Below are 21,208 nucleotides of genomic sequence, written 5' to 3' on the forward strand. Positions count from 1 at the left end.
CTACTATCAGGCACGCTACCGCCCTTTGGTCAATAAGCGAAAACCACACTGCGCATTTAAAACTAAAAATGTAAATACAGCTATTATCTATGTAACGGGAAATATAATCAAAAAAAATCGTTAAACTTTGCTCCTGAGAGTGTTCAAAGTTTGATAATCCTATGTACACCAAACTCCAAATCTCGCTATACTCTTGGCCTATAGTTTTTCGCCCAATAACGAATAAGAGTTCAAGGTATGCAAGAGTTAGTTCCATTTGTTCAAGATAATATGATTTTAGCCATCGTATGGATCGGCTTGGTTGTTGCCATCATTGCGAACGTTATCAAGACATCAAACGCAGCTTACAAAGAGATCACGGCAGCGCAAACCACACACATGATTAATCGTGAAAACGGTGTTGTGGTTGATATTCGTACTAAGGATGAGTTCAAAAAGGGCCATATTACTGACGCAGTTCACATTTTGCCGTCAGATATCAAAGCAAATAGCTTTGGTAGCCTTGAAAGCCACAAAGCCGACCCAATCATCGTAGTATGTAAGACAGGTCAAACAGCTCAAGAAAGCGCTAACCTACTGGTTAAAGCTGGTTTCGAAAACGTAAGCGTGCTGAAAAGCGGCTTAGTGGCTTGGAGCGAAGCTAACCTACCTTTGGTGAAAGGTAAAAAGTAGTTAAAGGTAAGCTGACCTAACTAAACGAATATGACTTTAAGGTTTTGTTCAACAGAGATGGCGAACGAAGCCTAATTATAAATTTTTAAGGATAAGAAAATGGCTGAAGCAGCACAACAAGACGCACAACAGAACTTCGCAATCCAACGTATCTTCCTAAAAGACGTATCTTTCGAAGCGCCAAACTCTCCAGACATGTTTCAAAAAGAGTGGAACCCAGATGTAAAACTGGACCTAGACACTCAAAGCCGTGAACTTGGCGAAGGCGTGTACGAAGTAATCCTACGTCTAACGGTTACAGTTAAGAATGCAGAAGACACTGCATTCCTTTGTGAAGTTCAACAAGGCGGCATCTTCTCTGCAAGCGAAATGGAAGCTGGCCAACTAGCTCATTGCCTAGGTGCATTTTGCCCGAACATCCTGTTCCCATACGCTCGAGAAACAATTTCTAGCCTAGTGGTTAAAGGTACGTTCCCACAACTGAACCTAGCACCAGTTAACTTTGATGCTTTGTTCATGAACTACCTACAAAACCAAGCTCAGCAAGCTGAAGGCGAACAGGCTTAAGTCTCAAAGTAGAACTTAACTCCAACGATTCAAGCGCTAGTTAGCTTTTAAATGCACATCGCAACTTCTGCGATGTGCATTTTTTCTTTACACTGTACTAAAATTGAAAGCTCCTCTGATTTTAGTGGAAAGCTTTTCCAGAACTCTTCGATTTCCCTCATTATTTTTAGGTGGAAGCATGACAGAAACAATTCGCCCGACAATCTCGACAAACGCTTACGGCAAAGAGATCGCCATGACAGTAATTGGCGCAGGTTCTTACGGAACCTCTTTAGCTATCTCTCTAGCGCGTAACGGTGCAAACGTTGTTCTGTGGGGGCATGATCCTGTTCACATGGCTCGTCTCGAATCCGAGCGCGCAAATAATGAATTTCTACCAAATATCGACTTCCCAGAAAGCCTAATCATCGAGTCAGACCTTGAGAAGGCAGTAACAGCAAGTCGTGATCTTCTTGTTGTCGTCCCTAGCCACGTATTTGATATCGTTTTAAATAGCCTTAAGCCTCACTTAACAGATTGTTCTCGTATCTGCTGGGCTACTAAAGGTTTAGAGCCGGAAACTGGTCGCCTGCTAAAAGATGTCGCTCACGATGTGCTTGGTAATGGGTACTCGTTAGCAGTTCTATCAGGACCTACCTTCGCCAAAGAGCTTGCGATGGGTATGCCAACGGCAATCTCTGTGGCTTCCCCTGATGCAGAATTCCTTGAGCAACTTCAAGAAAAGATTCACTGTGGCAAAACGTTCCGTGTGTACGCAAATTCAGATTTTATTGGCATGCAGCTTGGTGGCGCGGTTAAAAACGTTATCGCCATTGGTGCTGGCATGTCGGATGGTATTGGTTTTGGTGCCAATGCACGTACTGCACTTATCACTCGCGGTCTAGCTGAGATGAGTCGACTAGGCGCAGCTCTTGGTGCGCAACCAGAAACCTTCATGGGCATGGCTGGATTGGGTGACCTAGTGCTAACCTGTACTGATAACCAATCACGTAACCGTCGCTTTGGTTTGGCACTTGGCGCAGGTAAAGATGTAGATACAGCACAAGACGAAATTGGCCAAGTAGTGGAAGGTTATCGCAACACCAAAGAAGTTTGGTTACTATCAGAACGTATGGGCGTTGAAATGCCCATTGTTGAACAGATTTATCAAGTGTTGTATCAAGGGAAAGATGCACACCTAGCAGCACAAGATCTGCTTGCTAGAGACAAAAAGTCAGAAAGATAGTAAGAGCAGATACGAAATTAGAGTAAGCGAGATACGAAGAGAGTTAGAGGTACGGGTAATCAAGATGCGAATAGCATAAAGTAAATGACCCGAACAAAGTTCTCCAACTCGCTCGTACCTCACTCTTGAAGATGACGTTAGTATAATGCTCGTCATTGAAGAATGAAGTATCTGGAATCTCATTTACGCTAATTGGCTTTTCTAAGCTCTTCATATCTCTCATCTCGCTACGCGTATCTGGTTTAAAGGAATGGATGGAAAAATGAAACACTGTGAACAGCAAAAAGTTTGGCAATGCATAGTGAAGGAAGCTCGACAGCAGTCAGAGCAAGAACCTATGCTTGCGAGTTTTTATCATGCCACGATCATCAACCATGAAAGTTTAGGCGCAGCCCTTAGCTACATCCTAGCAAACAAGCTAAAGACGGCTTCAATGCCAGCAATGGCAGTACGTGAAGTGGTTGAACAAGCATTTAAGCAGGATCAATCGATTATTGATGCGGCAGCTTGTGATATTTGCGCGACGGTAAATCGAGATCCTGCGGTCGAGATGTACTCGATGCCTCTACTTTATCTGAAAGGCTACCACGCTCTGCAAGGTTACCGAGTAGCTAACTGGTTGTGGAAACAAGGGCGTATCGCACTTGCTACTTACCTACAAAACCAAATTTCAGTTGCTTGCCAAGTTGATATTCACCCAGCGGCTCGTATCGGTAAAGCTATCATGCTCGACCACGCCACTGGTATCGTGATTGGTGAAACTGCTGTCGTCGAAAATGATGTATCGATCCTTCAAGACGTTACCCTTGGTGGTACTGGTAAAGAAGGCGGCGACCGTCACCCCAAAATCCGCGAAGGCGTAATGATTGGGGCCGGAGCTAAAATACTCGGCAACATTGAAGTAGGTGAAGGCGCGAAGATTGGTTCATGCTCTGTGGTACTACAAGCCGTGCCACCTCATACAACAGTCGCAGGCGTTCCTGCAAAAATTGTCGGAAAACCGAAAACAGATAAACCATCTTTAGATATGGACCAAGGCTTCAATGGTCGCTCGCAAAATTTCATTCATGGTGATGGAATATAAGAGCTGATTCTAGGTTCGATGAGCCGAGATACGAAAGACTTAAGAGCAGATGCTGAAAACTAATAAGAGCAACATGACGATAATGATGAAACCAGTCCAAGTAATTAGCACTGTTCTTTTGATATCTTCCAGCCTTTGCGCTGTTCTTTTCTCTGCATCGCCACTTGCCGCATCGAAAGGGGAGCTGAAAGGTGTGTCGAGTGAGATATCTCGTCAACAAAAAACACTATCCTCACAACAGAAGAAGCTCGACAATTTACAGGCAAACCTCAAGCAACAAGAGCTCTCTATCTCCTTGCTTGAAAAAGCCATTAAAACAAGTAAAAAACAACTCAATACCGCCAATGCTAATGTTGCTAGCTTAGATAATAAGATTAAAGCGCTTACAGCACAGAAAAAAGCCCATACCGACAAGTTAGAGCAGCTGATTCAGACTTACTACATGACCAGCAGAGCCAAAGCCTCTTCTCACATCTTAAATACTGGCGTTGAAGAGGACCGCATTAGTCACTATTACCAACACCTCGCCAAAGCGCGATCTGCAACAATCAAAACGATCGAACAAACTCAACTTGAATTAGAAGAAAGCCATAAGCAACGCCAACTTGAGCAAGAACAAATAGCAACGCTGTTAAATCAACAGGTAGCAAAGCGCAACAAACTATCGCAGACCCAAACACAGCGTAAAAAGACTGTCGGCAGTATTAAGAAAAACATCTCTGGCGACAAAAATTACTTAGCCGAACTTCAACGTAATGAAACTCGCCTAAAAGCCGAAATAGCGAAAGCAGAAAAAGCCGCACGAGAGAGACGCAATGCTGTCCCTATGGATGGCTTAGCCAAACGTAAAGGTAAACTGCCTTGGCCAATCAAAGATAAAGTTCTGCATAACTACGGCTCACGCCAAACTGGCCAAGTAAATTGGAAAGGCATGGTGATCAAAGCGAAATACGGTCAGCAGGTAAAATCTGTTTACTCAGGCACCGTCGTATTCGCAGAGTATTTACGTGGGTATGGCTTAGTGGTGCTGCTTGATCACGGTAAAGGCGACATGACACTGTATGGCTTTAACCAAGCGCTTTTAAAGAAAGAAGGTGACAAGGTTAAAGCGGGTGAGGCGATAGCTCTCGCCGGTGACACTGGTGGACAAACCCGACCATCGCTGTACTTTGAAATTCGTAGAAACAGCCAAGCTCAAAACCCGAAAAGATGGTTGGTTAGGTAAAAACAGATACGAGATATAAGTAACCGAGATGCGAAGAACAAGCCCAAAGAGCTGAAAACTTCCGAATTCGCATTAATCAAACTCAGTCATTCCAGAATTGAGGGACGAAATATCTGGAATCTCGCTTGAGATTGCTACCCTCGAGGATAAAGAGAGATTCCCTATCACGCTCGTTCCTCGCTGTAGGGAATGACGTCACGATTTATATCCCACCACTCGAATCTGCGCTTTTCCGCTCTCGTTACCCGAATCCGACTTACCGCTTACCCACATCTTCGCTTTTATTTGCTGTTCAGCGCTCTTACACCATCTTCTAACAATGTCAGTTGCTCAAAGCCTTGAGTCGTTGCAATCGGTTTAACGGTTGCGATCATCTGCAGCATTCCTTGGTGAACAACTTGCTCCGTAATTTGAGATTTTGGAGACATCGCCGACTGATACGCCAACCAACCCGATGCGATCAAGTGGAGAGATGTGACCATCGACTTCATTTCTGTATCTGTTGCTTTTAGCAAGTTCAACTCAACAAAAGCTCTCATAATATCCACAAGATTCGTTTGCAGCTTTTCTTGAACGGCCATGTAATCAAGATGCAGCTTTTCATCACGAGACAATATTTCAGGCAGGTTCGCATAGAAGAATCGGTACTTCCACATCAATGTGAAGATTGAATCTAAGTAGCTTTTTAGTAGCGTCAGGCTTTCTTGCTGCCCTTGAATCGGAGTAAACCTTTCAAGTAACTCAGTCGAGTAGAGAGTAAAGATATCACGTACAATTTCTTGTTTGTTGCGGAAGTGGTAGTAGAGGTTACCTGGGCTGATTTCGATGTGCTCAGCAATATGATTGGTCGTAATACTACGCTCGCCGTGCTCATTAAAAAGCTCTAGAGCTGCGTAAACAATCTTGTCACGTGTTTTCATTAGTAATTAGATCCCTATCCGTTTAGTGGTTCAGTATATCGCCACTAAACAGATAGATCGACCTGTTCACATCTGGTCGAATTAGCTCTGACGAAAATGGATAGAATATCTCAATTAACATCACTACATTACACTAGAATTAAAGAATTATTCCGCTAGCTCGCTTCGTTTGTTCCTTGCTATACTCGTGTGAGTTTGTATTCAAAAAAGTAGGAAGAAATATGATTATCGTAACTGGTGGTGCAGGCATGATTGGCAGCAATATTGTTAAGGCGCTCAATGAAGCAGGCCACAACGATATTCTAGTTGTCGACAACTTAAAAGATGGCAAAAAATTTAAGAACCTGGTTGACCTAGATATCACCGATTACATGGATCGTGATGACTTTCTAACTCAAGTTATGGCTGGCGATGATTTCGGTCACATTGAGGCTGTTTTCCATGAAGGTGCATGCTCAGCAACCACAGAGTGGGATGGCAAATACATGATGCTAAACAACTACGAATACTCGAAAGAGTTGCTGCATTACTGTATCGAGCGCGAGATTCCGTTCTTGTATGCTTCTTCTGCTGCCACTTATGGTGAAACCGATACCTTTATTGAAGAGCCGCAGTACGAAGGCGCGCTAAACGTATACGGCTATTCAAAACAGCGATTTGATAACTATGTGCGTCGCTTAACTGCAGATGCAACCGCACACAACGAAACGCTTTCTCAAATCACTGGGTTTCGATACTTCAATGTCTACGGTCCACGTGAACAGCACAAAGGCAGCATGGCTTCTGTCGCTTTCCACCTAAACAATCAAATGAACGCTGGTGAAAACCCGAAATTATTCGCAGGAAGCGAAACCTTCAAGCGTGATTTTGTGTATGTTGGTGATGTTGCGGCCGTAAACCTGTGGTTCTTAAAAAATGGCGTATCAGGTATCTTCAACCTAGGTACAGGTAATGCCGAATCATTTGAAGAAGTCGCAAAAGCGGTGATTAAGCATCACGGTAAGGGAGAGATTGAAACTATCCCATTCCCTGAGCATTTGAAAGGTGCTTACCAAGAGTTTACTCAAGCTGATTTAACTAAGTTGCGTAATGCCGGTTGCGATGTTCAATTTAAATCGGTTGCTGAAGGCGTCAGCGAGTACATGCAGTCAGTTAATCGCTAGATTACACTCTCCCGAAAACAAGCTAACGGTATACTGTTAGCTTGTTCAATATATATCGCCAGTTAAAGGTTTACAGTGACAACTCAACGCGACGACTACGATCCTAAAGCATACAACCCCAAATTCATCAGTGCGTTTTTATCACCAAAACACTGGGGAACTTGGCTCGGGCTATGCCTATGTCTACCCATTTCTTTGCTGCCAAACTCGATTCGAGTAGCCATAGCAAAATTCGTGGCGACAAAAATGGCGAAGAAGCAACGTGGCTCAGTACAAAAGGCACGTATAAACCTCGCGCTTTGTTTTCCAGAAAAGTCTGTTCAAGAGCGTGAAACCATTCTAACCAATTGCCTAACAACTGCTGGCGCCTTTTTACTTGGTTTTCCTGCCATATCATTACGCAGTAAACGTTGGCTTGAAAAACACTCAGAAATCATTGGATTAGAACACTTACAACAGCTACAAAAAGACAATCAAAGTGCTATTTTGCTCGTACCTCACTCTTGGTGCATCGACATTCCGGCTATCCTTTTAGCTTCAAGAGGCTTGCCCGTTTCTGCGATGGCAAATAGCCAGAAAAACCCTCTGACCGATTTGCTCATGCACAAGCAAAGAGTTCAGTATGGCGGACGAGTTTATGATCGCAGTGGAGGCATTAAGCCTTTTATCAAATCAGTCAAAGATGGCTACTTGGGATATTACCTGCCAGATCAAGACCATGGCCCAGAGCAAAGTGTATTCTCAGATTTCTTTGCGACTGAAAAAGCAACCTTGCCCGGACTAGGAAAACTAGCAAAAGTAAGCCGAGCGAAGATCGTTCCAACCTTTGCCAGCTATAATATTGAGACGGGTAAATACGAAATTGAAATCAAAGCACCCATTGAGTTATCCGGCGATGAACATCAAGACGCTAGGGCAATGAATGAAGTCGTTGAAGGTTTTGTTAATCCGAAACCTGAGCAGTACATGTGGATTTTAAAGTTATTAAAAACACGTAGGAACGGACAAGACCCATATGTGGGTTATTAACCTACATATGGGTATAAACCTACATATGGGTATAAACCTACACGTAGGCATATAGACTCGATTGATTAGTTAGAAGTTTCTAACTAATCAATAACTTAAAATCTTTGATGTTAATAAAGGCACCTTGATGCTCTTTGATTTTTTCAAGTGGCCATTCCCACCACTGTTCCATTAAAAGAGCTTCCCTTTCCTCTTCAGTAAAGCGCTTCTTAATCTCTTTCGCTGGAACACCGCCCACAATACTGAATGCTTCTACATCTTTGGTCACAATAGAACCTGTTGCAATCACTGCACCATGCCCGATAGCCACTCCTGGGAATATTTTCACGTCTTCACCAATCCAAACATCGGATCCAACAACAACTTGATAATGCTCCTCAACATACTTAGTATGCGAGTAAATAGTACCTTTGTTAAAATCCAATCCTTGTTTCTGCATCAATCGATGATCTGCTCGATGAAAGCAAGGGTGAGTCGACACATAATCATTGATCGGGTGGTTATTTAGGACAATTTTCACATTATTAGCAATCGAGCAAAAACGACCTATTTTGACATTGTTCATATTACAATGAGTATCAATATAAGTACCGAAGCCAATATATGAAGCATTCACATCACAATCGCTTGCTACAGAGTTACAGCCTTCAAATTGAGTGTCTGTAAAGTTTGATTTTCGAGAAAGGAAGTTCTTCTGTTTTTTTTGATCACGAATGAATATTAGCTTCTTAATCTTGCGTATGATTTTTTTCATAATGAGTCTATTCGCCATTACCAGATAGGAGTTTGTGATAAAAACCATCAACAGTGTAATCTTCAAGCTTAATCAAAACTGATTCGTCAAACTCGCTAGAAATAAAGTATTCCATACTACCAGTAAGTTCATTTAGAGAGTCAAATATAAGAAAGTTATCTTTTGAGTATAAAGGATGATTATAAAGACTCGTATTATTCGTGATTACTTTTTTTCGAGCATACAATGCTTCTTTAACCCTCATAGTATCAGACGTCTGTCCATCAAGAACCATTTCCAATACACATTTGGTATTGAGCATCACGGTTAGGTATTCAACATAGGAATAAGACGGTTTCTTGTCAAAAACAATAAATTTGCACTTAAAACCATCTAATGCACCTTTTATTTTCTGAACCTTTTCTTTCCTTCCTTTATCCACGCCGACAAAAGAAACATCGAAATCAGACGATTTTTCTATCTCATCGATGATTTTTAGTTGAGGCATAGGTAGGTAAATATGCTTAAAGTCATACTTTGCTGCATCACCTTCATCAAAAGTATATGTTTCAAAACCTTTTAGGTGGTGGTTCAGGCTTCCATCTGTGACATTTCTAAAAACAATCACCTTCCTCCCATCAATCTTTGATATCGACTTTATATCTCTCAGAGAATCGGTGGTGAATATGACATCGAAGCCATTTAGTGCCTTTATTTTTCGTCTTATGATCGCTCCATAAGCCTCATGATAGTGTTTTTTACTATAGAAAAATAAAAAGGAAACTAATTTAACTAGCCACTTACTTAGGAAAATATGATGCTTTTCATAATCAGACGATAGGACATCAATTTCTAGTTTTTCATACTGTTGCTTATAGCCTACGAAAACCAGTTTCGGTTTCAATTTATCGTTCATAAGGCAACCTTTTAAAAGACTCGACAATACTTCCTAATGCACTATTGGCTTTATTACCTTCAACTACCTTCTCGTAATAACTAACATACGCTGCAGCCATGACATTGGCATTGAATTGCTCTCTCGCGTATTCATTACAACGAGCAGATTCATAGGTGTCAGAATTTAAGATCCCTTCTACGAGATCTTGTTCACAGCTCGATAAAAGACCTACCTCACTAGAAACTAATTCCGGCAGTGAGCCATAAGGTGTACCAAACACTGGGCAACCAAAATACAAACTCTCTGTAATCGCTAAGCCAAACGGTTCATGCCAAGTCACGGGGAATATCAGACCTTTTGACTGAGTCATGATCTGAGATTTCGTTGTATCGTCCACCATCCCTAAAAAACGAACATGACGATCTAACGTTAACCTGAAACCCATTTTTAGGTTCAATCGATGGCCGCCCAACACATCAAGCTGCTGGCCAGCTTTCTTGGTAATATCAATGGCACCTTGAACATTTTTAACTCGCCACGCCGCTTTCCCAAGAAAATGGAAACGTTCTCGTTTCAAGTTAAAGTTAGGCTTTTGGTAGTTGTCCCAATTCAAGCCATTGTAAACATAAGCTTGTGCACCATGATTTTTTGCATGCTGAGATGAAACAAAGACGGTATTAGGGTCAATAGGGCCGTCTGAATTACCATGCTGCGTTAAAATGTAGGGATAAGAGATAGGCTCAAGATCAGAGTGGAAATGCACAACATCAATATCATTTGGAAGCTGACTTTGCAGTGGTACATTCGGTTGATACTCTATGACTCTCGCCCAATCACACTTTGTTCCTTTACCAGCGAGCAGCGTCACTCGGTGCCCGGCTAGGTGCAAAGCATAAACTAAGTCCCAAATGACTCGTTCGGTTCCACCATAATTCACCACAGGTAACGTGGCTCTTGTATACATTAGAATATTCATAATTACTTAATTTTTTAAAGCTTTACTTTAGCGACAACAGCTTGATGAACACACCCTGGAACAAATTGCTCTATTTCTCCACCATGAATAGCGACTTCACGAACCAATGTTGATGATAAAAAAGCAAACTCTTCTGAAGGTGTCAAAAACAGGCTCTCTAGTTCTGGTTTTAATCGACGATACATTGTCGTCAAACCAAATTCATACTCAAAGTCCATTGTTGTTCTTAAGCCACGCACCAAAATTGAGGCGTTTTGCTCGGTCGCAAAATCAACCAACAAACCGCTAAAACCTTCAACGGAAACATTAGGTAATTCATGGCAAGTTTCTCGCAATAAGGCCACACGCTCATCTAAGCTAAATAAGGTGGCTTTACTTGGGCTCTCTGCGACACCAATGACAAGTTTTTCAAACATACATGCGGCACGTTTAATTAAGTCATAATGGCCGTTAGTCACTGGATCAAAAGTACCTGGGTATATTGCTATTTTCATGACATTCCTTTATTCACTGGATGTTTTCTTGTTTTTCAATCGGCCTAATACACGGTCTAGCTGCTCAATCACCGATTCTGTAGAAATAAGAGCCATAAGATCTTTTCCTTTTACTCGGGTTCCCCATGGAAGCTCGTCAACCGCTTTACCGTGTTGCTCTTCAGCAATCTGTTCATAGACAGAAACCACACTGTCTAAACTATGGTAAGGCCCTGTTCGCATTGGGTTACTGTGCGCATACAAACCAATCACGGGGACACCTTGAGTCGTCGCGATGTGTGCAGGCCCTGAATCAGGAGCGATCACTACACTGGATTGACCAATCACTGCGGTAAGCTGCTTTAACGAGGTTGAGCCTACTAAGTTAATACAAGGTGATGTCATGTGCTGAGATATATTGTCAGTTAAATTGCGCTCTCTATCCGTTGGAGCACCACAAAAAACCACTTTAAAGCCTAACTGATAAGCGTGATCGGCGACAGCGGCATAGCGCTCAACTAACCAGTTTCTCTCATCTTTACTCGCGGCAGGGCTAATAACAATATACGGCTCATGCGCAAGCTCCATCGATAGTTTTTGGTCTTCATCAGACAAAGCAAGATCCCATGTCGGTATCTGCTTAGGACACCCCAAAAAGTAAGCAAATTCAGAGAAATTATCTAACACATGAGATGCGTCCGTTTTTGGTAGCTTGCGATTGGTAAAGAGCCACTGCCCCTCTTTGGCACGTGTCCAACTAAAACCAAGTTTTACTTTTGCCTTTACTCCGATCGTTAACAGGCTGGCTCTTAATGCAACTTGCATATGCAGCAAATAATCAAACCGAGTTGAACGCAGGGCTCTCCATACTTCTTTCATTCCTTTTAGGCCGCGTTTTTTATCAAACACTACAACTTGAATTCCAGGTATATCACCAAGTAATTGAGCTTCGATTTTTCCCATCACCCACGTGATCTGACATTCTGGATAGGTAGCTTGAATAAGTTGCACCACAGAAAGGGCATGACAAACGTCACCAATGGCAGATAAACGCAGAATACAAATAGATTTTGGAGCAGAAAGAGCGTTATTCATTGATCGATTCCAATGGCATCATTTCTAGAACAGCAGAAACAACGTTATCTGGCTTGATATCTTGAAGGCATGGCGAATAGACATCATCGCTAATTTGACATCTGTTTTTATAACAAGGGACGCAGTTACGTTCAGATTGCACAAGTCTAATATTGGCGACTCTTTGGGAGCTAACACCATTGCTGTATAAATTGTTCGTTACATCAATTGGCTCTTCATATGGCCAAGGTGACCACATGCTTGCTGGCGCTACGCTAATAATAGATACAATTGGGATAGAGTAACCTGATGCGAGGTGACCAGGGCCACTATCAGGTCCAACAAAACCATCACTGTGTTTTATTAATACAGAGGTTTGAGCTAATGATAATTCCCCCAAAACACTGACCAGTTGATTCGATTCAGGAACTTGGCTAATGATTTGTTCAACAATGGTCTCGTCTCGTTCTAATTTAGCGCCAGATAAGACAATATTATAACCTGCAGATATCAGACGATTGATGACTTCAACCCAATACGAGACTGGCCACTGCTTAATTTCGTTGGAGGATGGCGCATGCACAACAATGTAGTTTGATGGCAATCTCTTTTGAACCGCTGAAGGTAATAACTCTTCGGGAGATACAAGCCGTGCAATACAATTAACATCTATGGTATCCAGCATACGAGCAACGCGACTCATTTTATGCTCAAAGCGATGTTGTTCTTTAATGTAATGAGTATAAATTAACTTTTTAACCCAGGCGCCAGAAAGCGATTCATCAATTGCACCAAGTCTTTTCTTGCCAAAGATAAAACTATAGATAGCGGTTCTATCATTAAGCATTTCATTGACGACTAAATCATATCGACCATGCGTTTTTAAAATTCGGTAATAGTCCTTAACGGATGCTCTTGGCGGAATTTCAACTAAAGAGTCAACGTCTGGATTGGTACCAAAAACCATCTCCCCTCTAGCATTAACTAAAACATCTATTGTTGCGGTCGGAAACGCTTTTCTCAGACTATGGGTAAAAGCAGAGATCAACAAACTATCACCAATGCAATGAGTGGCAACAACTAATATTTTTTGGTAACTACATGAATCGTTCATTAATCTGTTCGGCGTTTGATATACTGTTCTACCAAGTATGCCATAAACTCCCCAATACGAGACAGTGATTCATGTTTACAACAAAGCAAATCCATAAAACAACGTACTGGTATAATCCTAAATTACTCACCGAAGACGTTGAATTGGCTTTTTCTGTGGATTATTGGAAGGCGAATCAAGCAATACTGGGGCACGCTCAAGGTAGAGGAACAACATGGTTTGTTAAGGGAGAAAAAAGCAATTTCGCTCTTCGACATTATCATCGCGGCGGCTTGTTTGGAAAGCTAGTTAGAGACAGCTATTTATTTACTGGATTAGAGAACTCACGAGCATACCAAGAGCTAATGTTACTTGAGCTTCTAGCCACACATAAAGTTAATGTCCCGACACCCGTTGCTGCGAAAGTTTCGCAAGAAGGGCTCGTTTACAAAGCCGATATTTTAATTGAAAAGATTTCCGACGCAGAAGACTTAGTAAAGATACTATCAAACAAAAAACTATCCGATTCCCATTTCAACGATATTGGTCATCAAATTCGAAAAATGCACGATGCCGGGGTCAATCATACCGACCTCAATATCCATAACATTCTCGTTGATAAAGCAGGCAAGGTTTGGATTATCGATTTTGATAAATGCCTAACGCAAACAGGTAATAGCTGGAAAGAGAGTAATTTAAAGCGACTTAAGCGCTCATTCGAAAAAGAAGTTCGATTAGGAAGGATTGATGCTCAGCACTTTGATTTTTCACAAATTGAACAAGGGTACAAAGTGAGTACCCTTGAGAGTCTATGATTTATTCTTCTTTCAAACCAAATAACTTACGAAGTTTCTTTTTCTTTTTATAGATATGCCCTCGAATCACTTCAGCAAGAGGGCGCTTGAAGGACACTTCTTTAGCTAAGCGTATTTGCTCTTCAAATGGTTTATCTCCGTGTTCTTCAAAGAACTGTTCCAACACCGTTCTCGCCCAGTCTTTTCGTCCACTCGTTGAATAATGATTGAGCCAAGCTTTCGCTGGTTCAATATTCACCTGTGTAGAGAGCGCTTCAGATAACGCAAACTGTTCTAGAGTGTGTGCCTCACACCCTTCTTGACGTAACGCTTGAATCAACACATCGGCATAATCAAAAGCTGATGTGTGTTTCCCGGTGATACCGATGACTGCCGACGCCCACATAACTGAGTCTGGATTGGTGCGGTAGACACTGCCATCCATAAGCTTTATATCTCTATCTCTGATATGTGCGTATTCATTGGTGCTTGGCAAAGTATTGATGTTCACTTCTGAGCAAAACAGTAACGCGTTTTTATCCGATATAGAGTCGAAATAAACGTTTGTTGGCACGTTAAAGTACGTATCTGTATCTAAAAAAAGCAGTTTATCTTCAGGACTCAACTCTAAATTATCACAAAGATATTTTAAGCCGCGGTTCTTGATTCTGAAGTGATAAGTATTGCCTAGACTCCATTCAGCCTTTTGAGCTGGCGATATCGGAAACACTTTAATTGGCATATTAGCGAAGTGCTCAGGCTCTTCTGCTAGAACAGAAATTTCAGGCCTAGTTCCATTTGCCTCAACCCAATTGGCTAAAAAAGACAAAATGCAAAATCTTGCGCCTTGATAGTAAGTTCTATCATTGCCATAAATGACAAATGTTAAGTGTTTTCTAGCCAATTCTGATTTCATAATTTAGTACTTCGTAATATTTTTAAAAAGTGCTTTGTGCTTGCTGCTGACATGGCTTCGAACATGAGTTCGGTATCCCTCTTTAAACCAACTTCTAACCGTCGCATAAAGTCCTGAGGTTCTACCACTCAACTCACTATCAAATGCACCGGTTTTACTGCCCTGACGAACCAAAGGTGGGTGTGTCCAAAAAATATTGTACTCTAATGTCGTTCGCTCATTACCAATATAACCATCAATAGGTGCGTCAGTTATATTGCTTTCCATATGCTCTACCATTGCACGAGCAAAACTAAGGTCATAAAGCAAACCACCAGTAAGCTTGTTCGTTTTACACAAGTACAGATGTTGATTTGGAACTCTTACTGATGCAGGTACTAAGCTCGATGCCTCTTCAATATTTACAAGATACTTTTCTTCACCACGAAGTTCATTTTGGAAAGCTTCTAGTTGCTCAATAAAATCGCTATTTAAAAAAGCATCATCTTCTAACACTAATACTTGTGGAATTTGTTCTTCTACGACTTTTTTCATCACTAAGTAGTGCTTATAAAAGCAAGACTTCTCAGGGAGCCTCAGTGAGTCGTCAAAAAAACCATTTCTAACCTCATCAGATAGATCATCGATATCACCAGCTAACATATATTCGTAATCAGTGATGCCCACTTCTGGCAGGTGCTTATCTATATGTTTTCTACGTTCTTCGTAGCCTTTGCTTACATGAATAACAAAAGTTTTGATCATGGTGATGTCTCAATATTGGTGGCTGAATGATGTATCAATTGGAGTGTTTGTTGTAACGCACCTTGATTCTGTTGAACTATACCATAGCCTATTCGCCCTTTTTCAATTAACTCTTTAGGCTTGGATAATGCACTGATCATTTGTAAAGCAAGCTCATTCTCATCGGCTACAACAGACAGTGCGCTCGAGTCGATCAATTGATTCGCCAGGTCTGCAAAATTGAAATAGCTCGGCCCTGTTAAGCAGTATTTTTGAAGCAGCGCAGGTTCGATGAAGTTATGTCCTCCTACTTTCTTTCCAAGTAGGCTTCCTCCCATAAAAACAAGATCGCTCGCAGAAAGCATAACCATAAGCTCTCCCATCGTATCCCCCAAGTAGACGTCGACATCGAGCGGTATCTCGTCAACAACTTCGGTTCGACGAACCAAAACTAAGCCTTGGTTTTTGGCCAATTCAGCAACTGAATCAAACCGTTCAGGGTGACGAGGCACTATCACTAACAGCAATTCTGGCCGTTGGATTTTGGCTTGTTGGTAAGCTCTAAAAATTTGTTCATCTTCGCCCGCATGAGTGCTCGCGGCGACAACAATCTGCCTACCCTGCCCCAAAATATCTTTAAGATGCTCGCCTTGTGCGATTACATTATTATCAATCGACACATCGTACTTAATTGACCCTGTGACAATGACTTTTTCGCTCGGCGCACCTAGTAACTCAAATCGAGATTTATCATCAGAGTGTACCGTCAATATTAAATTTAACTTAGAGATAGTCGGATAAATTAACGAACTCATTTTTTGATAATTACTGGCTGATTTTTCGGATAATCGTCCATTAACTAATATCATCGGAATATCATTTTTAGCAACGGTGTTAATGGTGTTTGGCCATAATTCCGTTTCAATAATGAGCATGTTATCAGGCTGAACGCGGTTGATAAAACGTTGAACACACCAACTAAAATCAATAGGCATATAACGATGGCTAATCGAACCGCTCATCTTTTCGACCTGCTCAGCGCCTGTACTCGTTGTTGTAGTGATCAGTATTCTTTTATCTGGGTTTTGTATCGCCAGTTGTTCAACTAACTTTTTACTCGCCAGCACTTCCCCTACTGAAACGGCATGAATCCAAATCACACCCGATTGTCTATTCTTAATAGGCGGTGTAAATCCGAAATGCTCTTTCCAGCGATGACCAAAAGGCGGTTTGTTTGCTTTGGAGCGATATAAGCCCCAAAGCAGAATAGGGCTAACAAGGAAAAGTAGCGCGGTATAGGCCCAACGAACGACGATGCTCATATAACGACCTTATTTATATTTTGCCTTGGGAAATAACATCAAACTGCTCAATAGCACTAATGACTCTACTCGGCATTAACTCAGTGAGGCACTTTAGGTGCTGCTTGGGACAAGTTCGTTCAAAGCAAGGTCGGCACTCAATATCGGTATTGATGATCGCCAGTTTGTTCGTTAGCGGAGGCGTATATTTAGGTGAACTAGAGCCGTAAACAGCCACGACATTACAGCCCACCGCAGCGGCCACATGCATCAGCCCAGAATCATTGCTAACGACAGTACGACAAGCCCCGATCAAGTCTACAGCCTGAATTAAGCTCGTATCTCCAGCTAAATTGAAGCAATGCTGCTGCATATTAACAGGGACTTGTTCGATTATCTTTTGGGTTACTTCACGATCTTTAGCCGAGCCAAACAACCACACTTGGTAACCTTGCTTTATCATCGCTGTCGCTGCTGTTGCAAAGTGATTATCAGGCCAACGTTTCGCAGGGCCAAACTCAGCACCAGGACATAAACCAAGGACAGGCCTTTGATTGTTTAAACCAAATTGCTCCATAGCCTCTTGTTGGCTGGAGTCAACAACTTGTAGGCTTGGAAAAGGTAATGATGACAATTCACCTAAACAACCACTACCCGTCATTTCAGCTTTAGGGTGCGCTAACGCTACATACCGCTCTAACATGTATTGAAACGCTTTTTTATTGGTTCTAACGTCATTAAGCAAACCAAAACGCATTTCACCTTTCCAGCCAACTCGTTCAGGAACGCGTGCAAACAGGGGAATTAAAGCTGATTTCGCGGAGTTAGGTAATACGTACGCTTTATCGTACTGTACTTCCCTCAACGATTTGCCGATCTTATAACGAGATTTCAGATCAAATTGCCCATGCCCTAGTGGCATTTCAAGAGCTTGATTGACTTGTGGCATTCTTTCCAAAATAGGCTTACACCACGCTGGCGCTAAAACATCAATTTTTGCGTCAGGATACTGTCTTTGCAACTCAATATATAAGCCTTGAGACATTACCATGTCTCCAACCCATGACGGGCCAATAATCAGAATTTTCATTTGTCTTGCTCGTTAATAGCGTGTTCGTTAATAGCTTGGCCAGATAGTCTAAAATATTCTTGAAGTGTTTTAATGCAAACCAATTTTTCTAGTTGTTCATCTTGGAAAGGAGCAAGGTATTTATGCGCATTTTTGATCATCTGTTCAGACTCTTTAGGGTTGTCTAAATAGTATTGAATTTTTTGCTCAAAATCCGACCAGTCATCCTTCACCTCTACATAATGTATGCCTGGCTGCAGAGTGCCTTCCATAAACCACGTTTCAAATTTCATTTTTGGAGTAACGACAAGTGAGTTTGAAGACATTGCCCATTTCAAGTTTGATGCAACATCGTTCCCTTCAAGGCAAATAATGAATTTGTATTGAAGCTGCTCTTCTACTGTCATAAATGGCTGTTGCCACTCTGGGTGTTGCTCTGAAGTATTCGATTGACCTGCATTCATCAGTGGATGACCATACAGAGTTTTCATAAAACGAATTCTATGTGGTTGAGTCACAGCACCACGAAATACGGCCATATTTTTTTTATCAGAAAAACTTAAGTTATCATCCACGAATCGGAAATGACGACGCTTATCTAATTTAAATAGTACAGAGTTACTATTGTTCCCATCAATCGGACGAGCTTTAAATAACGTTGGAACTGGCTCTATATGCGTTTCATCACCAAAATAGTAACTGAAACGAAAGTACTTTGGAAAATAATGAAGAAACTCTTTAAGATCAAAGAAATAAGATGTATAGCCTTTTCGAGAATAATTACTAATCTCGCAGTTTAGACTAGCCTTATCAAAGTCGCCGAGCCCTTTCACATAATAACTTACTCTGCTTTTTATATAGTCAGCTTGATCGGAATATGACTTTTCCAGCTTTTCAAACTGTTTTGAAAAATACAAACGAGGTGCGATAGAGAGCAAGGCATGTTTTAGATAATAAAATATCTTCATAGTTTCTCTTTATATTTTATTTTTACGTAATGTAACGAAGGCAAAGCCAGCAGCCATAGGCAAGGAATTATCAACAAAGCTCTAGAGGTAGACTCTGCCTTTAGAAATGAAGACGACAAGTTCCACAATAATATCCGTAATTTTATCAGATAAAGTGCCCTAGACACAGCCTCAAGTGATATCAACTTCTGTATTGAGAAGGACACATCTATACCTGACAGCTAGAGCAATAAAACGTGTTTCTTTGCCCGATTTTAAGTTCCTGAATCAGCTCTTCACAGTTAGGACACTGTTCACCAGCCTTACCATAAACCTGCAGCTCTTGAGCAAAATATCCCGGTTTTCCATCCGCTTGGGCAAAGTCTTTTAGCGTTGTTCCACCCTGTCTGATAGCCGTCGTGAGTACTTGCTTGATCTCTTTAGTTAACAAGAGCCACTCTTGTTTTGTAACCTTACTTGCAGAGCGCAAAGGATTAATACGTGAAGAAAACAGAGCTTCATTGGCGTAGATATTACCCACACCGACCACTACTTTGTTGTCCATGATGAACTGTTTGACGGCAACCTTACGCTTTTCTGCTTTCTCAGCAATGTAATCTGCGTTGAAGTCGTCAGTTAGTGGCTCAGGACCAGAACCCAGTAATACTGTATGTATTTCATCAGGCGCCGACCATAACCACGCACCAAAGCGACGCGGATCGTTGTAACGCAATATCTTGCCATTGGTTAGCTTAAGATCCACGTGGTCGTGTTTTGCTGGCGGGAAATCTGCGTCTAACACGCGCAGTGAGCCAGACATACCAAGGTGCACAATGGCTGTTCCGGTATCAGTTTCTATCAATAGGTACTTAGCTCGGCGTGAGATAGAGCGAATCACCTGCCCTTCTAATTTCTTAAGTTCTTGAGGGATATCCCAACGCAGTTTGGGGGTACGAAAAGTCAGAGTTTTAATCGTCTCGCCAACTAAATGAGGCGAGATCCCCATGCGGCTTACTTCAACTTCGGGTAATTCAGGCATAGTTAGTCGTCCGATTTAGGTGGTTTGTCTGATATAGATAGCTTGTCTGCTTTAAAGAGATGGTCTGATTTAAATGAATCTTCTGAGCCAAAGCTTGGAAACAAGTAACTCTCTTCAATAGACACCGCCAACCACTGATCATTCCAGTTTTTTAGCAACCAAAACTCAGCAAGCTGATAATAGGTAATACGCTGTGGCTCTTCTTGGTCTTGATACCAAACTTCAATGGTGTACGGCGTATTAAGCTGGGGAGTCAGGTCAGTATAAGTTTTAGCGTCGACTTCCGTGCCTACTAGCTGTTGCCAGCGTTGCGATAACTCTTGGGCACTCACACTTTGCTCTGAGACAGACTCTTTCATTTGATAAACCCAATGGCCGTCTTCTTGCACTACCGACCACTTAGTAAAGTGTAAGGCTTGAAGTTCTGCTTTTGGGTTTAAAAGATAAGGGTAAGGGCTGCTTGCCTGAAGTTCAGGCTCAGGTTCGATAAGGTACGTTTTGATCAATGTTGGAAGGTTTAGCACCCCAATAAAAGCGATCACGCTTAACATGAGTATGTTGTTCCATCGACGTCCACGATATCTCATCTGATTCTGCTCATCTAACCTATTGAGTGTTCAGTATATCGTGAAAATGGCGACACATTCTATCCTGAGTAATTTTCTATCACATAAGCTCATCGGCAAGTGTAACGTCTGTACGGTAGGTGCCAAATTGAGCCAATAATGCTTACCCTTATCAAAAACACTGGGGCTTCCCAAATTTTGGGCATAAAAAAACCCAGCTATAAGCTGGGTTTTTAATTTATTCTTCTATAAAAGAAGAGACAAAGGGGCTATCAATTACTTGATTTTAGCTTCTTTGTACATAACGTGCTGGCGAACTACTGGATCAAACTTTTTGATCTCAAATTTGCCTGGCATGTTACGCTTGTTCTTGTCAGTTGTGTAGAAGTGACCAGTTCCAGCAGAAGATACTAGACGGATTTTCTCACGAATGCCTTTAGCCATTGCTTAATTCCTCTTAAACGTTTTCGCCACGTGCACGGATATCAACAAGAACAGCATCGATGCCTTTCTTATCAATAATACGCATGCCTTTAGCAGTTAGACGTAGTTTAACAAAACGTTTTTCGCTCTCTACCCAGAAACGGTGAGTTTGTAGGTTCGGCAGAAAACGACGCTTGGTAGCATTGCGTGCGTGTGAACGGTTGTTACCCGTTACTGGACGCTTACCAGTTACTTGACATACTCGGGACATGAATGTCTCTCCAAATCGTTCAGCTCG

24 protein-coding genes are annotated in these 21,208 nt (G+C 41.8%); 8 read left to right on the forward strand and 16 right to left on the reverse strand.

From position 1 onward, the window contains the following. The first annotated feature begins 237 nt into the window (after positions 1-237). The 5 genes from MED222_RS06070 (at position 238) to MED222_RS06050 (ending at position 4,773) form a co-directional block, all read left to right on the forward strand. A complete protein-coding gene (locus MED222_RS06070) occupies positions 238-672 on the forward strand; it encodes a rhodanese-like domain-containing protein (RefSeq protein ID WP_009847958.1) in 435 nt (144 codons plus the stop codon). A gap of 99 nt (positions 673-771) precedes the next feature. Next, the gene (gene secB / locus MED222_RS06065) at positions 772-1,239 is read left to right on the forward strand and encodes a protein-export chaperone SecB (RefSeq protein WP_009847959.1); all 468 of its coding nucleotides are present in this window, start codon (positions 772-774) and stop codon (positions 1,237-1,239) included. A 178-nt stretch (positions 1,240-1,417) separates the two neighbouring features. After that, a complete protein-coding gene (gene gpsA / locus MED222_RS06060; RefSeq protein WP_009847960.1) occupies positions 1,418-2,464 on the forward strand; it encodes an NAD(P)H-dependent glycerol-3-phosphate dehydrogenase in 1,047 nt (348 codons plus the stop codon). A 262-nt stretch (positions 2,465-2,726) separates the two neighbouring features. Next, positions 2,727-3,548: a serine O-acetyltransferase gene (gene cysE / locus MED222_RS06055; RefSeq protein ID WP_009847961.1), complete on the forward strand. Its 822-nt coding sequence runs from the start codon at positions 2,727-2,729 to the stop codon at positions 3,546-3,548. A 73-nt stretch (positions 3,549-3,621) separates the two neighbouring features. Further along, on the forward strand, positions 3,622-4,773 hold the full coding sequence (locus MED222_RS06050; RefSeq protein ID WP_261879032.1) for a murein hydrolase activator EnvC family protein: 1,152 nt from the start codon (positions 3,622-3,624) through the stop codon (positions 4,771-4,773). Positions 4,774-5,054: 281 nt separating this feature from the next. On the opposite strand, the gene MED222_RS06045 is transcribed toward MED222_RS06050, so the two are convergent. Beyond that, entirely contained in the window at positions 5,055-5,693 is a 639-nt protein-coding gene (locus MED222_RS06045) for a TetR/AcrR family transcriptional regulator (RefSeq protein ID WP_009847963.1), read from the reverse strand. Between the two features lie 221 nt (positions 5,694-5,914). Between MED222_RS06045 and rfaD the strand changes: the two genes are divergently transcribed. Together rfaD and lpxM are read left to right on the forward strand one after the other, a co-directional pair. After that, positions 5,915-6,856 (forward strand): ADP-glyceromanno-heptose 6-epimerase, encoded by a 942-nt coding sequence (gene rfaD / locus MED222_RS06040; protein WP_009847964.1) that lies wholly within the window; start codon positions 5,915-5,917, stop codon positions 6,854-6,856. A gap of 75 nt (positions 6,857-6,931) precedes the next feature. After that, on the forward strand, positions 6,932-7,885 hold the full coding sequence (gene lpxM, locus MED222_RS06035; RefSeq protein WP_032555298.1) for a lauroyl-Kdo(2)-lipid IV(A) myristoyltransferase: 954 nt from the start codon (positions 6,932-6,934) through the stop codon (positions 7,883-7,885). A gap of 79 nt (positions 7,886-7,964) precedes the next feature. Here the strand turns inward: lpxM and MED222_RS06030 are convergent, their stop codons facing one another. Genes MED222_RS06030 through MED222_RS06005 form a run of 6 tightly spaced genes read right to left on the reverse strand, consistent with a single transcriptional unit; the run spans position 7,965 to position 13,153 of the window. Beyond that, positions 7,965-8,639 carry a CatB-related O-acetyltransferase gene (locus MED222_RS06030; RefSeq protein ID WP_009847966.1) on the reverse strand — a complete coding sequence of 225 codons (675 nt, stop codon included), beginning with the start codon at positions 8,637-8,639 and terminating at the stop codon, positions 7,965-7,967. A gap of 7 nt (positions 8,640-8,646) precedes the next feature. Continuing rightward, positions 8,647-9,534, reverse strand: a complete 888-nt coding sequence (locus tag MED222_RS06025) for a hypothetical protein (protein ID WP_009847967.1) — start codon at positions 9,532-9,534, stop codon at positions 8,647-8,649. Beyond that, on the reverse strand, positions 9,524-10,480 hold the full coding sequence (locus tag MED222_RS06020; protein ID WP_009847968.1) for a glycosyltransferase: 957 nt from the start codon (positions 10,478-10,480) through the stop codon (positions 9,524-9,526). Before MED222_RS06020 ends, MED222_RS06025 begins: the two co-directional genes overlap by 11 nt. Before the next feature lie 26 nt (positions 10,481-10,506). Then, the gene (gene coaD, locus MED222_RS06015) at positions 10,507-10,986 is read right to left on the reverse strand and encodes a pantetheine-phosphate adenylyltransferase (RefSeq protein WP_009847969.1); all 480 of its coding nucleotides are present in this window, start codon (positions 10,984-10,986) and stop codon (positions 10,507-10,509) included. A 9-nt stretch (positions 10,987-10,995) separates the two neighbouring features. Then, positions 10,996-12,060 (reverse strand): glycosyltransferase family 9 protein, encoded by a 1,065-nt coding sequence (locus MED222_RS06010; protein ID WP_009847970.1) that lies wholly within the window; start codon positions 12,058-12,060, stop codon positions 10,996-10,998. After that, a complete protein-coding gene (locus MED222_RS06005) occupies positions 12,053-13,153 on the reverse strand; it encodes a glycosyltransferase family 9 protein (protein WP_032555300.1) in 1,101 nt (366 codons plus the stop codon). Before MED222_RS06005 ends, MED222_RS06010 begins: the two co-directional genes overlap by 8 nt. A gap of 71 nt (positions 13,154-13,224) precedes the next feature. On the opposite strand from MED222_RS06005, the gene MED222_RS06000 reads away from it, so the two are divergent. Continuing rightward, positions 13,225-13,947: a 3-deoxy-D-manno-octulosonic acid kinase gene (locus MED222_RS06000; RefSeq protein ID WP_009847972.1), complete on the forward strand. Its 723-nt coding sequence runs from the start codon at positions 13,225-13,227 to the stop codon at positions 13,945-13,947. 1 nt (position 13,948) lies between these two features. On the opposite strand, the gene MED222_RS05995 is transcribed toward MED222_RS06000, so the two are convergent. From MED222_RS05995 to rpmB, 9 genes are all read right to left on the reverse strand, one after another. Next, positions 13,949-14,842 (reverse strand): hypothetical protein, encoded by an 894-nt coding sequence (locus tag MED222_RS05995; protein ID WP_009847973.1) that lies wholly within the window; start codon positions 14,840-14,842, stop codon positions 13,949-13,951. 3 nt (positions 14,843-14,845) lie between these two features. Beyond that, positions 14,846-15,586, reverse strand: coding sequence for a glycosyltransferase family 25 protein (locus tag MED222_RS05990; protein WP_009847974.1), 741 nt, complete (start codon positions 15,584-15,586; stop codon positions 14,846-14,848). Then, entirely contained in the window at positions 15,583-16,887 is a 1,305-nt protein-coding gene (gene waaA / locus MED222_RS05985) for a lipid IV(A) 3-deoxy-D-manno-octulosonic acid transferase (protein ID WP_009847975.1), read from the reverse strand. Before waaA ends, MED222_RS05990 begins: the two co-directional genes overlap by 4 nt. A 13-nt stretch (positions 16,888-16,900) precedes the next feature. Continuing rightward, positions 16,901-17,956 (reverse strand): lipopolysaccharide heptosyltransferase II, encoded by a 1,056-nt coding sequence (waaF, locus tag MED222_RS05980; protein ID WP_009847976.1) that lies wholly within the window; start codon positions 17,954-17,956, stop codon positions 16,901-16,903. Beyond that, positions 17,953-18,903 (reverse strand): glycosyl transferase family 90, encoded by a 951-nt coding sequence (locus MED222_RS05975; protein ID WP_009847977.1) that lies wholly within the window; start codon positions 18,901-18,903, stop codon positions 17,953-17,955. Before MED222_RS05975 ends, waaF begins: the two co-directional genes overlap by 4 nt. A gap of 208 nt (positions 18,904-19,111) precedes the next feature. Further along, on the reverse strand, positions 19,112-19,921 hold the full coding sequence (gene mutM, locus MED222_RS05970) for a bifunctional DNA-formamidopyrimidine glycosylase/DNA-(apurinic or apyrimidinic site) lyase (protein WP_009847978.1): 810 nt from the start codon (positions 19,919-19,921) through the stop codon (positions 19,112-19,114). 2 nt (positions 19,922-19,923) lie between these two features. After that, positions 19,924-20,472 carry a hypothetical protein gene (locus MED222_RS05965; RefSeq protein ID WP_009847979.1) on the reverse strand — a complete coding sequence of 183 codons (549 nt, stop codon included), beginning with the start codon at positions 20,470-20,472 and terminating at the stop codon, positions 19,924-19,926. A 291-nt stretch (positions 20,473-20,763) separates the two neighbouring features. After that, positions 20,764-20,931 (reverse strand): 50S ribosomal protein L33, encoded by a 168-nt coding sequence (gene rpmG / locus MED222_RS05960; protein WP_002535344.1) that lies wholly within the window; start codon positions 20,929-20,931, stop codon positions 20,764-20,766. Between the two features lie 13 nt (positions 20,932-20,944). After that, positions 20,945-21,181, reverse strand: coding sequence for a 50S ribosomal protein L28 (rpmB, locus tag MED222_RS05955; RefSeq protein WP_004728407.1), 237 nt, complete (start codon positions 21,179-21,181; stop codon positions 20,945-20,947). Between the last annotated feature and the right edge of the window lie 27 nt (positions 21,182-21,208).

It is taken from the genome of Vibrio sp. MED222, assembly GCF_000153005.1.
Classification (GTDB): Bacteria; Pseudomonadota; Gammaproteobacteria; order Enterobacterales; family Vibrionaceae; genus Vibrio; species Vibrio tasmaniensis_A.